Origin of the sequence: Sorangium sp. So ce1036 (assembly GCF_051369805.1) — a bacterium.
Classification (GTDB): domain Bacteria; phylum Myxococcota_A; class Polyangia; order Polyangiales; family Polyangiaceae; genus Sorangium; species Sorangium cellulosum_F.
In genome coordinates this window covers 8,719,375-8,732,162 of record NZ_JBBMOX010000001.1, presented here as the reverse complement: position 1 = coordinate 8,732,162, position 12,788 = coordinate 8,719,375, and the positions used below count along the sequence as shown (strand labels likewise).

The window sequence follows — 12,788 nt, the reverse complement described above, 5'->3', positions numbered from 1 at the left end:
TCGTTTGGGGGGCTCACCGGAGGGGCTGGAGTGCAGGCGAGCCACAAAATAGGCCCGCCGGAACGCAAGCCCCGGAGGTGAGCCCCCCAAACGAGGCCACCACCCGGCCGCGGGGGGGCAGCGCCCGCGGTCAGCCGAGGAGCGACGAGAAGCGGGCGATCGTCAGGTCCTCGGGCGGGACGCCGATGCGGGCCCGGGGGAGCGCGATGCCGTGGAGATAGCGCCAGCCCTCGCCGTCGTGGAGGAAGTCGGAGAGCTCGACGAACGAGCGATCCGCGCCGGCCTCGAAGAGCCGGGCGAGGAACAGGACCGACGCGGTGCCGCCGTTCTCGACGCTGTCGAGGATCTTCAGGCCCCGGTACCGGTGGCGGCGGATCGTCGCCTTGAGCTCGCGGAGGAGCTCGTCCCTGTCGCGCCCCCGGTCCGCGTGGCCCATGTGCAGCGTCCGGAAGAGGTACGCGGCGTCACCGACCGCGAACGCGGCGTACCTGGATCGCATCAACGAGACGGCGTCGGGCGCCTCGCGGTGTCCCAGGTGGCAGGGGGCGCAGCACGCGCGGTACGAGCGCCCCGAGCCGCACGGACAGAGGCGGGCGAGGCTGCCCCTGCCAGGGTGAACGTCTCGGGCCATGGCCGTGGTGTACACGGGTTCGCGCCGCCGCGCAGCGCCCGCGCGGCGGCCCGCGCCGGGGGTGGGGCCCGTGGGGTGCGCCCCTCCGTGGCTTGCGTTCCGGCGAGCCCCTTCGGTGGCTCGCCTGCCCTCCAGCCCCTCCGGGGCGCACCCCACGGGCTTCACCCCCCGGCGCGGGCCGCGGTGTCCAAGCGCCCGGGCGCGAAGCCTCTTGCAGGACGCAGGAGGGGACGGTAAGGCGGGCGGACAGGTATGCCCGCAGCGCGCAAATACGCGGCGGTCCTCCTCCTGGCCCTTGCCCTGGTTCTGGGGGGCTGCAAGCGACGGTACGCCATCGGGGACCAGGTCCTCGTGAGCTGGGAGGGGAACGTCTACCCCGCCGAGGTCATCGAGGTCGCAGGTCCGACGAAGTACAAGGTCCACTACCAGGGGTACGACGACATCTGGGATGAAGTCGTCTCCCGGGAACGGATCCGCGGCTTCGTGGAGGGCAACGTCGTCCACCCGGAGCCGCCGGCGAAGGTTCGGAGCAAGGGGCTGAAGGCGTCGCAGACCAACGTCCACAAGATCGGCGACCGGGTGCGCGTCGAGTGGCACGGGCACATCTACCCGGCGGTCATCACCGGCATCGTCGGGCAGGAGCGCTACCGCATCCACTACGACGGCTACGGACCGGAGTGGGACGAGACGGTCGGGCTGTCCAGGATTCAGGCCAAGTAGTTGAAATTCTCACGAACCGTCATTTTACCCCTGGCGCTGGGCCGGGCATCGAATTAAGAGCCGCGCCGAATTTGTGACCGGGAGAGCGCAAGAGCGCGCCCGCCCGGCGTTGACGCGTGCCGCACGCCCTCCACGGGCACGCCCTCACGGGTACGCGGCGGGGAGCCTTCTGTGATCAGCGATCTGTCCAAGCTGCGCAACATCGGGATCAGCGCCCACATCGATTCGGGCAAGACAACGCTGACCGAGCGCATCCTCTTCTACACCAAGCGAATTCACGCCATCCACGACGTCAAGGGCAAGGACGGCGTCGGCGCGACGATGGACTCGATGGACCTCGAGCGCGAGCGCGGGATCACCATCCAGTCCGCCGCGACGCACTGCTTCTGGAACGGGCACCAGATCAACGTGATCGACACGCCCGGGCACGTCGACTTCACGATCGAGGTCGAGCGCGCGATGCGCGTGCTCGACGGGGCGATCCTGGTCCTGTGCTCGGTCGCGGGCGTGCAGAGCCAGTCGCTCACCGTCGACCGCCAGATGCGCCGCTACGGCGTGCCGCGCATCGCGTTCGTGAACAAGTGCGATCGCGCCGGCGCGAACCCGCTGCGCGTCCGCGCGCAGCTCCGCGAGAAGCTCAACCTGAACCCGGTGCTCCTGCAGCTCCCGATCGGGCTGGAGGACAAGTTCGAGGGGGTCGTCGACCTCGTCACGCTCAAGTCGTTCCGGTTCGAGGGGGCGAACGGCGAGAAGATCATCGTCGGCGAGATCCCGGCCGGGATGGAGGACGAGGTGAAGGTCGCGCGCGAGGAGATGCTCGACGCGCTCTCGATGCACTCCGACGAGCTCACCGAGGCGATCCTCGAGGAGCGCGTCACCGAGGAGCTGCTGTACAGCACGATCCGCGCGGCGACCGTGAAGCTCCAGATCGTCCCCGTGATGATGGGCTCGGCCTACAAGAACAAGGGCGTGCAGCTCCTGCTCGACGCGGTGACCCGCTTCCTCCCGACGCCGGCCGACATCGCGAACAAGGCCGTCGATCTCGAGAAGGACGAGGCCGAGGTCGTCCTGTCGAGCGACCCGGAGGCGCCGCTCGTGATGCTCGCGTTCAAGCTCGAGGACGGCCGCTTCGGTCAGCTCACGTACATCCGCATCTACCAGGGCACCCTGACGCGCGGGAAGGAGATCACGAACACCCGCACGGGCAAGCGGCACAAGGTCGGCCGGCTCGTCCGCATGCACGCGGACGAGATGGAGGACATCGAGGGCGCGAGCGCGGGCGACATCGTCGCGCTCTTCGGCATCGACTGCAACTCGGGCGACACGTTCACGGACGGCGGCCTGAGCGTCGCGATGACGTCGATGCACGTGCCCGAGCCGGTCATCTCGCTGACGGTGACGCCCAAGGACAACAAGTCCCAGGCGAACATGTCGAAGGCGCTGCGCCGCTTCACCAAGGAGGACCCGACCTTCCGCGTCGGGGCGGATCCGGAGAGCGGCGAGACGGTCATCCAGGGGATGGGTGAGCTCCACCTGGACGTCTACATCGAGCGCATGAAGCGCGAGTACTCGGCGGAGGTCATCACGAGCCCGCCGCGGGTCGCGTACCGCGAGACCATCACGCGCCGCGTCGACTTCAACTACACGCACAAGAAGCAGACCGGCGGCTCCGGCCAGTACGGCAAGGTCGGCGGCTTCATCGAGCCGTGGTCGGAGGCGCCGTACCGGTTCGACGATCAGGTCGTCGGCGGGGCCGTCCCGCGCGAGTTCATCCCGGCCGTCGACAAGGGGTTCCAGTCGATGCTCGCCAAGGGGCAGCTCATCGGCGCGCCCGTCACCGGCGTCTCGGTCACCCTGAACGACGGCGCGGCACACTCGGTCGACTCCTCCGACATCGCCTTCCAGGAGGCCGCGCGCGGCGCCTGGCGCGAGGCGTACCCCAAGGCCGGCCCGCAGATCCTGGAGCCGCTGATGAAGGTCGCCGTCGAGGGGCCGAGCGAGTTCCAGGGCGGCGTCGTCGGCATCCTCATGCAGCGGCGCGGCATCATCATCGGTTCAACCGAGGCGGACGGGTTCTGCCGCGTCGAGGCCGAGGTGCCCCTCTCGGAGATGTTCGGCTTCTCGACCGTCCTGCGCTCCGCGACCCAGGGCAAAGCCGAGTTCACCATGGAGTTCTCGCGCTATGCTCCGCTTCCGGCAGCCCTCGGCGAGGAGCTCATCAAGAAGTACCGGGAAGAGCAGGCCAAGAAGGCCAAGTGAGGGGTTCGGCATGTACCGCAAAGAGGTGAACGAGCGGAGCCCGATGCGGGTCTTCGAGGGGTCGATGCATGGCGGGCTGGGCCGCGGCAACGTCGGCGTCGTCGTGGCGCGGCCCGGGGTGGGCAAGACGGCGTTGCTCGTGCAGATCGCGCTCGACGATCTGCTGCGGGATCGCAAGGTCCTGCACATCTCGCACGAGAACGCGGTCGATCACGTCCGCGCGTACTACGACGAGATCTTCCACGACCTCGCGCAGGCGATGCGGCTGGAGGAGCCGGAGGCCGTCCGGCTCGAGGTCGAGCGGCACCGTCAGATCTACTCGCACCTCGGGCACGTGAAGGCGTCGCCCGACGCGCCCGAGAAGGCGGCGCGGCTGTGGGTCGAGAAGATGCTCGAGACCGTGGCGTTCGCGCGGAACGTCGCGCACTTCGAGCCCGACGTGATCATCGTCGACGGCTTCGACGTGGCGCTCGCGTCGGAGGAGGCGATGGAGGCGCTCGGGCGCCTCGCGAAGGAGCGCTCCGCCGAGGTCTGGGTCGCGGCCCAGGTGGACGAGGCGGTCGCTCCGGGCAAGCTGCCGGCGGCGCTGGAGAAGATCGAGCGCCACCTCGGCGTGGTCGTCTACCTGCAGCCGGAGCGCGACGTGGTGCGCCTGCGGCTCCTGAAGGACCACGACAACAAGGATCTCGCCGACCTGCACCTGCGCCTCGATCCTCACTCGATGCGGGTCATCGACGAGGACGTGCGTCCCCCTTCGGAGCGGCCGAAGGACCCGCGGCGCTTCCGCCTGCACTCGGGCGGCGCCAAGGGGGCCGAGGCCGAGTTCGGCGCGTGCGCCGAGCGGTGGGGGCTGCAGGAGATGAACTACAGCTTCGAGGGGCACCGGCTCCTCGAGCGCCAGCGGGGTGTCGTCGTGCTCGGGGACGACGAGCTGCGCAAGGGCGATTTCAGCCTCGTCTACGTGTCGCGCCGCCTCGGCCGCGTGCTGAGCGAGATCCCGCTCGTGCGCAACATCCTCCAGACGATCTGGCACCAGATCAACGCGTCCAGCCAGGTGTTCGTGGTGGGGACGCTCCAGGAGGACGGCACCGTGCGCGGCGGCACCGGCTGGGGCGCCGAGCTCGCGCGCCTCTGGAAGAAGCCGCTGTTCGTCTTCGATCAGGAGAAGCGCGGCTGGTTCCGCTGGAGCGGCTCGGCCTGGGAGATCGCCCGGATGCCGTGCATCACCAGCGAGAACTTCGCCGGCATCGGCACGCAGGACCTCAACGACAGCGGCCGCGAGGCGATCCGCGATCTCTTCGCGCGGAGCTTCGGCGAGCCCGGCTGAGCGAGCCCCGCGGCGCGCTCCCCCTCCTTCCCGGGCTGTCTCCCCCCTTTCCCAGGCTGTCTTTCCTGAGCGCGAGGCGCCTCCGCTGCGGGGCGCCACGGCGCGCTGCTGCGCGTCCGCGTGCTGCTGCCGAGCGCTGCTCCGCCCCTGAGCGCAGCAGCGCCCGCGCCGCGCGCGGGCGCGCCGTGGCGGGCGGCTCAGGACGCGTGCTTCTGGATGAGCTGAGCGAGGCGGGGGACGGCGTCCTCGACGTTCTTCTTCGCCGAGCCGCGCAGCTTCTCGTAGGTGCCGCGCACCACGCCGCTCGACGACGCCTTCGCCTTCTCGTCGGTCACGCTGAGGAGCGCATCGGCGACCTGCGAGCGGTTCGAGATCAGGTGAGCGCTCGGGTTCCCGCTCCTGGTCGCCTCGCTCCAGATCGGGTCGAGTTTCTGGGCGAACTCGGGCAACAACTTCTCGACCACCTGGGCGATGAAGCCGGGCTTGATCCCCTTGACGGCCGCGTAGCCCGCCTTGACGGCGAGGCCGGAGAGCCCGCTCTTCGACGCCACCTCCTCGTCGACCAGCTTGCAACAGTCGGCGACGACCTGGGGCTTCTTGCTCGCATCGTTCAGCGCTTCGCTGAGACCCATTCTCGATTCCTCCGGGCGCATCGGGGACCGGAGACGGCTCCCCAACCCATGTCAGCGTGACCCCCGAGAGGGAGCCCCGACCACCTCGGGCGGACCAGCGGCCCGCTCCGACCACATCGAAGCGCGGCTCTTACCACAGCGGTCCATGGGCAGGCATCGCAAGCGCCCGCCGAGAATTCTTCGGTCCTGGACGGCGTTCCCGCCCCCTCGGTCCTCCAGGATGGCAATGCGGTGCTGTCGTTTGCTCAGATTTCATCGGAGCGCCCTCGCCGCGACCCGGTGCGCGGCCATCTCAGGCACGCCATACTCAAGTGTAAGACGTGTCACATTTGCCGGGTGACGGGCTCTCGTCGCAGCGCGTGGCGGGGCCTGTGGGGGGGATCATGGACGTTTACTGCGAAGGCTGCGGGATCGTCTCCACAGTTTCAGGTGATGCGTGCGGCGGGGGCGCGGTCGCGCGCTGCGCTTGCGGCGCTGCGCTGCGCGTGCAGGCGACGGGCGCTGCCGCGCCGCCGGCGCGCGTCGAGGAGCGGGCGAGTCGACCACCCCCTCCGCCGCCGGCGCGCGTCGAGGAGCGGGCGAGTCGACCACCCCCTCCGCCGCTCCGGCGATCGAGCCCGCCGCCGGTGCTGCGGGACGACGATGATCCCACGATCATGGATCTCCGGTCGCTGGCGCTGAAGTCGTTCCTCGCGACGCTTCCCGCCGCGAAGACCGCGGGCGTCACGCCGGCGGCCGATCCGGCGGCGCTGGCCGCCGATCCGGCGGTGCTGGTGGCCGATCCGGCGGCGCTGGCCGCCGATCCGGCGGTGCTGGTGGCCGATCCGGCGGTGCTGGTGGCCGATCCGGTGGCGACGGCTCCGCTGCTCGCGATCCAGGCGCCACCGAGCGCGAGCGACGTGCCGCTCGCCCACGACACGCTCGCGCCTGTCGCGACGCCGCGTCGTGGGCGGCCGCGCGCCCGCCTGCGTGCGATCGCCGCCGCCTCCGTGGCCGGCACCGCCGCGATCGCGGTCACGCTCGCGCTGGTCGCCGTCCAGAGGTCGCGCGCGCCCGAGGCCGCCCTGCAGCACGCCGCGCGGCGCGGCGTTTCCCGGGCCGGGGAGGTCGCGCGCGCCGTGAGCGCATCGCGCGAGGGCGCGGCGCCGCGCGAGGCCACCCCGCGCAGGGGCGCAGCGCCGCGCGCGTCCGGGACGTCGGCCAGAGCGGCCGCCGAGAGCCAGGCCCGACCTCGCGAGACCGGCGCGGCGCCGCGTCCGCGTGCTGCGACAGCAGGCGGACGCGCGCTCTCCGCGGGCGGAGAGCGCTCGCGGCCCGCGCGTCCACCGATCCCACCGCCCGAGCAAGCGCAGGCGCCGCGACCCGCGCCGCCGATGTCGCTCGCCGAAGCGATGGCCGCCGCGGTGGCCGACACACCGCCCCCCGACAAGGGCGCGCGGCCGCGGCCGCGAGGCGGCAAGGAGGAGTGACGCGCGAGGCGGCGCGCCTCGACGCCGTGGCTCGCCCGTGCCGCTACTCGACGCAGCAGAGCGTCGACTGGCCCGTCGGATCGAGCGAGCCGCTCAGCGTCGTGCGCGTGGTGCACCTCGAGGGGGTCGGCTCGCCGACGAGGTAAGCCGGCGGCGAGTACGCGTACCCGCAGTACCGCGAGCCCTGGCCGATCGAGGCGTGCCTCGAGCAGGAATAGTCGTTGCCGAGCTGGACCCGCACGTTGTTGCAGTCGCCTCCGCTCGCGGTGCAGGAGCAGGACGAGCACGTGCGGGTGTCGCGGTAGCCCTGGAACCAGTCGCTCTCGCGCCGCGCGTACCCGCTGCACGTGGCGCTGCCCGACACGAGCGCGCACTGCGTGGCCGGCGCCTGCCTCGGCACGCAGGCCTCGCCGGCGCCGCAGCCCTCGCCCACGCTGGTGGCGCGGCAGAACTTCCTGGACTCGGCCCACTCCGCCGGCCCGGGGATCGCCGTGCCGGTCACAGTGCAGGTCTGGATGACGTCGAAGAGGCCCGCGCGCGCGCCGCCCCACTCGACGGCCCCGTTGTTGATCGGCGTCCCGTCGCACTCGAACCCGATCGGCGCCGCGCGCGTGCCGAGCGCCAGGGCGTCGTCGCCCTCGCACTGCGACTGGCTGGCGTAGAGGTAGAGGTCGACCGCGCAGCCGGTGGGGTTCGGCGTACAGCCGCAGCCCTCGCACCCGCTGCCGGAGAGCCCGCGGAAGAGGAGCGTCTCGTCCGCGGTGAAGCCGTCAGGGCACGGCTCGGCCTCCCCCACCACGACGCCGAGCTCGAAGTTCACCGGGGCCCGCACGCAGACAGCGCCTTCCGCACAGTCCGGATCCGCGCAGTCCGTGAAGCCGTCGCAGTCGTCATCGACGCCGTCGAAGCAGCCCTCGACCGGCGCGCAACCGCCGGTCGCGCTCGTGCTGGTGCTGGTGCTGGTGCCCGTGCCCGTGGTGCTGGATGCGTCGGTCGTCGTCCCGCCGTCGGTGCCGCCCGAGCCGCCCGCGCCGCCCGCGCCCTGGAAGTCACGCTCCTGGACGCTGCACGCCGAGAGGCACACGAGCGCCGCGATCGTAAGTCCACGAAAGCCCATCATGCCGGCAGGATAGCCGCTTCTCCGGGGGAGGACGGCGGCATCGAGCCGCATGGCGTGCGAGCAAGAATGCGCCCGGGCAGGGCCTGGGCGCCCCCGGGCGCGGTGGCCTCCGCAGGATCGGCGCCGCCGCCGCCCGCCGGAGCCGTCCGCGCCGGCGTCGCCGCGCGGCGATCCGCTGCCCCCGCCGCGCCGGAGGCGCCGGGCGCGAGCTCCGCGGCCGACGAGGGAGCGCCCGCGGCGACCCCGGCCCGGGAGGCGCGCGGCGGGGCAGATCGTTGGTGCTCCAACCGGTTGCGAGCCCGGATCGCGCGGATCCTCGACGGTACTTTACAGGAATGCTCGGCGGGAGGGCGCGCGGGCTCGCAGGAGGCCGCTCAAAATGCTGCAACGGGCTCCCCGGCGTGGTAACGGCATGCCCATGACAAAACAGCCCGCGTTGATCCTCGTGGTGTCGGCGTCGCTCGTGGCCCTCGCGGCCGGATGCGGCTCCGATCCGCAGCCGCCGGCGCAGACCGCCGGCGACGTGACGCCCCCTCCGGTGGCGCAGCCCGCTGCGCCCGCGCCGAAGCAGGACACCGCGAAGCCGACGAGCGGATCCATCCGCATCGACGACAAGATCCTGAAGGCGTGCGGCGATCTGCCGACGGCCCGGTTCGCGTTCGACTCGACGGCCATCGAGGGCGAGGCGGCGAGCGCGCTCGACGCGCTCGCGCGCTGCTTCGTCTCGGGTCCGCTCAAGGGCAAGGGGCTGAAGCTCATCGGCCACGCCGATCCGCGGGGCGAGACGGAGTACAACCTGGGCCTCGGGCAGAAGCGCGCCGGTAGCGTCGCGGAGTACCTCGCCACGAAGGGCCTCGAGCAGGGGCGCATCGCGACCTCGTCGAAGGGCGAGTTCGAGGCGACCGGCACGGACGAAGAGGGCTGGGCGCGCGACCGGAAGGTGGACATCCTGCTGGCCGAGTGAGCGGCGCGCGGCGTCGCTCGGCGATGTGAAGAGACGGCCACGGCCAGCGCCTCCAGGAAAGGGTGGGGCCGCGGTCGTGAACCGCACTGAAGGGGGCCCGCGCGCGCGGGCCCCTGACCGAAGAGATCGATATGGCCTTCCTGCAGAGCGCCCCCGAGGCGGCGACGGCGGTCCCGATCAAGCTCGATCCCGTCTCCCTGGTCCTCCACGCTTCCGGTCCTGTCTTCGTGGTCGTCTGGTCGCTGGTCTTCGCGGCGGTCCTCGTGTGGGTGATCGCCGTGCTCAAGGTCCTCCAGCTGGCGCGGCTCTCCTCCATGCAGGCGAGGTTCGAGCAGGAGTCGGCGCACGCCCACTCCTCGGATCAGCTGTTCGCGCTCGCCCAGCGGCACGCGGACGCGCCGGGCGCCCGCGTCGTGCTGGAGCTCAGCCGGCGGGTCGGGACCAGCAAGCTCCTCGACTCCATCGCGAAGCGGGCGATCGTGACCGAGACGCAGCGGGCGAGCTCGCTCATGCCGACCCTCTCGTCGATCGCGTCGGCGTCGCCGTTCATCGGCCTGTTCGGCACCGTCTACGGGATCATGGACGCGTTCCTCCGCATCGGTCAGCAGAAGAGCGCGTCGCTGCCCGTCGTCGCCCCGGCGATCGGCGAGGCGCTCATCGCGACCGCGATCGGGCTGTTCGCCGCGATCCCCGCCGTCATCGCCTACAACGCGCTCAACAAGCGCATCGACGACCTGCTCGCGGCGCTCGAGGCCGCGAGCGAGGGCTGGGTGGAGATCGCGTCGCTCTCCTCCCGCGGCATGCAGGAGACGATCCCGCTGGCGCTCCACCAGCGGACCAGCGACCGGCCCACGCCGGTGATGCCGGGCGGCTGAGGGGGCGGGCCGGTCATGGGCATGTCGGTCGGCGGAGGGCGCAGGCGGCGCGGCGGCGGGTTCAGCGACATCAACGTCACCCCGCTCGTGGACGTGATGCTCGTGCTCCTCGTGGTGTTCATGGTCACCGCCCCGCTGCTCACGGCGGGGCTGCGGGTCGAGCTGCCCAACGTCGCCGCGGAGGAGGCGCCGACGAAGGACACGAAGCTCGTCGTGACCGTCACGAAGGAGGAGAAGATCCTCTTCGGTGAGGACGACGCGACGGCCGACATCGAGGGCGTGCTCGCGTCGAACGCGCGCGTGCAGAAGGAGAAGGAGCTCTACATCCGGGCCGACAAGGAGGCCCGCTACGGCGCCGTGGCGCGCGTGGTCGCCGCCGCGCGGGCCGCCGGGGTGGAGGGGCTGAACCTCCTCGTCCAGCCGGAGCTCGAGCAGGAGGGCGAGGCGAAGGGGGCGGAGCCGCCGCGGCCCGGCGGGAAGGCGCCTTGAGCACGGCCGCGGCGCGCGCGCCCGGACCGAGGCAGCCGTCGGCCCAGCGCCGGCCGAGGAGCGACTTCCGCCCCCGGGACATCGCGATCGCCGTGGCGGTGGCGGTCGGCGTGCAGGCGGGCGCCGCCGTCGCCGTGAGCCTGGCGGATCTCTCCGTCCCCGCGGCCGCGCCCGAGATCGACAAGGGGCCGAGCGTCCCGGTGAAGGTCGTCCCGGTGCTCGACATGGAGACGCCGCTGCTCAAGCTGGGCGGCAAGCGGGACAAGATGAAGCTGCCCGACCGGTGGGTGCGCCAGACGCCCAAGCCGCGCGTCGAGCAGAAGGCGTTCGTGTCGCCGAAGGCGAGCAAGACCGTGGAGGACATCCCGCCCCCGGAGGTCAAGGTCGCCGACGCGGGCACCGAGCCGCCGCCGCCCGACGCCGAGATCGCGAAGCAGGTCGACACCGAGCTCGAGCCGACCGTCGACGCGGGTCCGGTCGCCAACGTCGACCAGGAGGGCCACCAGGACGGCGTGGCCGAGGGGACCGAGGCCGATCCCCTCAAGGCGCGCGCGGTGGACCTCTACCTCGCCCGCATCGCGGGCTGGTTCTCGAGCAGGTTCCGCGTGAGCGGCTCGGGGCTCCCGCCCGAGGAGCTCACGAAGCACAAGCCGCGCGCGGTGATCGTGCTGTCCGAAGGGCAGATGGTGAGCTACACGCTGACGCCCAGCGGGAACCCCGTCTTCGACGCCGCCGCGCGCGCGACGCTCGAGAGCGCGAAGGGGCAGTCGCTGCCGCCGCCGCCCGAGAACTATCCCGATCTGGGTCAGAAGCAGGTCAGCGTCACGTTCGTCTGTAGGGAGAACACATGCGACTAGCTCAATCAGCCCTCGGCGCGCTGGCGCTCCTCGCCGCCGCGCTCGCCGCCCCCTCCGCTCCCGCCCAGGCGCCGGCCTCCACGGCGCCGCCCAACCCCGACGAGCTGCTCGGCCACATCACGGTCGTCGCCGGCGCGTCGCGCCCGCTCCCGAAGATCGGCGTCTTGCCGTCGCTCGTGTCCGACTTCGAGGACGTGACGATCCACAGCGTGGTCCGGCGCGATCTCGAGCTCTGCGGCGAGTTCGAGGTGCTGCCCGACAGCGCCGCGCCCGAGGGCCTGTACCTCTCCGACAGCCCGGTGGACGTGAAGGCGTGGTCCGCCAAGGGGGTCGAGGCCGTCGTGAGCGTGCGCGGCAAGAAGATCGGCCCCGACAAGGCCGAGCTCGTCGGCCAGGCGTTCCTGGTGAACCGCGGCCAGGCCCCGGTGTTCGACAAGAAGTTCATCGTGCCCCTGCGCGACGTGCGCTTCGAGTCGCACCGGGTGGCCGATCAGCTCATCGGCGCCCTCACCGGCCAGAACGGCGGTTTCGCCAGCCACATGACGTTCGCCTCGGGCTCGGGCTCGCTGCGCCGCGTCTTCACCATCGACGCGGACGGCCACGACGCGAAGGCCGTCTCTCCGCCCGAGCAGACCGCCATCGCCCCCGCCTTTGGCAAGAACGAGCAGCTCTATTACGCGGCGAGCGTGAAGGGCGACGAGTACAAGATCTTCACGCCGACGGGCGGTCCGCTCTCGCTCCCGGTGAAGGGGTCGGTCTACGGGATCGCGTTCTCGAAGGATCGCTCCCAGGTGGCGCTCAGCATCGGGGTGGGGTCCACGATCAAGCTGTTCTCCGGCCCCGATTTCCAGAGCGTCAAGCCGGCGTCCGACGTGGGGATGGCGCTGCATCCGGTGTTCACGCCGACCGGCAAGCTCGCCTTCTCCGGCGAGGGCCGGTACGGGCAGCGCATCTACGTGGGCGGCAAGCCGATCTCCCCGGAAGGGCTCTTCGCGTCGGCGCCGACCTTCTGCAACCACCCCGACGGCGTGAAGGCGGTCTATGCCGTCGGCGTCGGCAAGAACACCGACCTGGTCGTTTCAGGGGAGACGGGCGGCGGCCTCGCGCGGCTGACCCAGAACCAGGGCAGGAACGGGTACCCCGCCTGCAGCCCGGATGGACGGCTCGTGGCGTTCTTCTCCACGCGCACCTCCGGGGAGGGGCCGGGGCTCTACATCATGCGCGTCGACGGCCAGCGCCCGAAGCGCATCTCCAACCTGCTCGGCGACTCGCTGCGCTGGGATCCTCTGCCGCCCGGCAAGGCCGTCGAGTCGAAGAACTGACGCGAGCGAGGGCGTGTCCAGGCGCCCCCCGGACACGCGGCGCGCCGCGTCGAGCCGGCCGTTCGCGCTGCGGCCGGTCGAGGGATGCCCTCTCGCCGGCAACTTCTTCTGTCCTGGCACGTC

Annotated in this window: 12 protein-coding genes; 9 read left to right on the top strand and 3 right to left on the bottom strand. The window is 71.7% G+C overall.

What is annotated here, in order from left to right:
• Nucleotides 1–130: 130 nt before the first annotated feature.
• Nucleotides 131–631 carry a YchJ family protein gene (locus WMF31_RS32785; RefSeq protein WP_436605716.1) on the bottom strand — a complete coding sequence of 167 codons (501 nt, stop codon included), beginning with the start codon at nt 629–631 and terminating at the stop codon, nt 131–133.
• Nucleotides 632–883: 252 nt separating this feature from the next.
• Here WMF31_RS32785 and WMF31_RS32780 point away from each other — a divergent pair, with 252 nt between their 5' ends.
• The 3 genes from WMF31_RS32780 (at nt 884) to WMF31_RS32770 (ending at nt 4,937) form a co-directional block, all read left to right on the top strand.
• A complete protein-coding gene (locus tag WMF31_RS32780; protein WP_436605715.1) occupies nt 884–1,351 on the top strand; it encodes a Tudor-knot domain-containing protein in 468 nt (155 codons plus the stop codon).
• Between the two features lie 171 nt (nt 1,352–1,522).
• Nucleotides 1,523–3,610 (top strand): elongation factor G, encoded by a 2,088-nt coding sequence (gene fusA, locus WMF31_RS32775; protein WP_436605714.1) that lies wholly within the window; start codon nt 1,523–1,525, stop codon nt 3,608–3,610.
• A gap of 10 nt (nt 3,611–3,620) precedes the next feature.
• The gene (locus tag WMF31_RS32770; protein ID WP_436605713.1) at nt 3,621–4,937 is read left to right on the top strand and encodes a hypothetical protein; all 1,317 of its coding nucleotides are present in this window, start codon (nt 3,621–3,623) and stop codon (nt 4,935–4,937) included.
• Nucleotides 4,938–5,134: 197 nt separating this feature from the next.
• Here WMF31_RS32770 and WMF31_RS32765 read toward each other — a convergent pair whose 3' ends face one another.
• Entirely contained in the window at nt 5,135–5,569 is a 435-nt protein-coding gene (locus WMF31_RS32765) for a DUF6918 family protein (RefSeq protein ID WP_436605712.1), read from the bottom strand.
• Nucleotides 5,570–5,952: 383 nt separating this feature from the next.
• Between WMF31_RS32765 and WMF31_RS32760 the strand changes: the two genes are divergently transcribed.
• Nucleotides 5,953–7,038, top strand: a complete 1,086-nt coding sequence (locus WMF31_RS32760) for a hypothetical protein (protein ID WP_436605711.1) — start codon at nt 5,953–5,955, stop codon at nt 7,036–7,038.
• Between the two features lie 43 nt (nt 7,039–7,081).
• On the opposite strand, the gene WMF31_RS32755 is transcribed toward WMF31_RS32760, so the two are convergent.
• Nucleotides 7,082–8,158, bottom strand: a complete 1,077-nt coding sequence (locus WMF31_RS32755) for a hypothetical protein (protein WP_436605710.1) — start codon at nt 8,156–8,158, stop codon at nt 7,082–7,084.
• A gap of 418 nt (nt 8,159–8,576) precedes the next feature.
• Here WMF31_RS32755 and WMF31_RS32750 point away from each other — a divergent pair, with 418 nt between their 5' ends.
• The 5 genes from WMF31_RS32750 to WMF31_RS32730 all read left to right on the top strand — a co-directional run bounded on the left by WMF31_RS32750 (nt 8,577) and on the right by WMF31_RS32730 (nt 12,665).
• Nucleotides 8,577–9,122, top strand: coding sequence for an OmpA family protein (locus WMF31_RS32750; protein ID WP_436605709.1), 546 nt, complete (start codon nt 8,577–8,579; stop codon nt 9,120–9,122).
• Between the two features lie 131 nt (nt 9,123–9,253).
• Nucleotides 9,254–9,997, top strand: coding sequence for a MotA/TolQ/ExbB proton channel family protein (locus WMF31_RS32745; protein WP_436605708.1), 744 nt, complete (start codon nt 9,254–9,256; stop codon nt 9,995–9,997).
• 15 nt (nt 9,998–10,012) lie between these two features.
• A complete protein-coding gene (locus tag WMF31_RS32740) occupies nt 10,013–10,486 on the top strand; it encodes a biopolymer transporter ExbD (RefSeq protein ID WP_436605707.1) in 474 nt (157 codons plus the stop codon).
• The gene (locus WMF31_RS32735; RefSeq protein WP_129345349.1) at nt 10,483–11,343 is read left to right on the top strand and encodes an energy transducer TonB; all 861 of its coding nucleotides are present in this window, start codon (nt 10,483–10,485) and stop codon (nt 11,341–11,343) included. The genes WMF31_RS32740 and WMF31_RS32735 overlap by 4 nt, the downstream gene beginning before the upstream one ends.
• Nucleotides 11,334–12,665: a tolB protein gene (locus WMF31_RS32730; protein ID WP_436605706.1), complete on the top strand. Its 1,332-nt coding sequence runs from the start codon at nt 11,334–11,336 to the stop codon at nt 12,663–12,665. Before WMF31_RS32735 ends, WMF31_RS32730 begins: the two co-directional genes overlap by 10 nt.
• Nucleotides 12,666–12,788 lie beyond the last annotated feature (123 nt).

Coding starts and splice junctions, on each gene's coding strand:
- WMF31_RS32780 (WP_436605715.1), top strand. CDS start 884: ATGCCCGCAGCGCGCAAATACGCGGCGGTCCTCCTCCTGGCCCTTGCC.
- WMF31_RS32740 (WP_436605707.1), top strand. CDS start 10,013: ATGGGCATGTCGGTCGGCGGAGGGCGCAGGCGGCGCGGCGGCGGGTTC.
- WMF31_RS32770 (WP_436605713.1), top strand. CDS start 3,621: ATGTACCGCAAAGAGGTGAACGAGCGGAGCCCGATGCGGGTCTTCGAG.
- WMF31_RS32765 (WP_436605712.1), bottom strand. CDS start 5,569: ATGGGTCTCAGCGAAGCGCTGAACGATGCGAGCAAGAAGCCCCAGGTC.
- WMF31_RS32730 (WP_436605706.1), top strand. CDS start 11,334: ATGCGACTAGCTCAATCAGCCCTCGGCGCGCTGGCGCTCCTCGCCGCC.
- WMF31_RS32750 (WP_436605709.1), top strand. CDS start 8,577: ATGACAAAACAGCCCGCGTTGATCCTCGTGGTGTCGGCGTCGCTCGTG.
- WMF31_RS32745 (WP_436605708.1), top strand. CDS start 9,254: ATGGCCTTCCTGCAGAGCGCCCCCGAGGCGGCGACGGCGGTCCCGATC.
- WMF31_RS32760 (WP_436605711.1), top strand. CDS start 5,953: ATGGACGTTTACTGCGAAGGCTGCGGGATCGTCTCCACAGTTTCAGGT.
- WMF31_RS32755 (WP_436605710.1), bottom strand. CDS start 8,158: ATGATGGGCTTTCGTGGACTTACGATCGCGGCGCTCGTGTGCCTCTCG.
- WMF31_RS32785 (WP_436605716.1), bottom strand. CDS start 631: ATGGCCCGAGACGTTCACCCTGGCAGGGGCAGCCTCGCCCGCCTCTGT.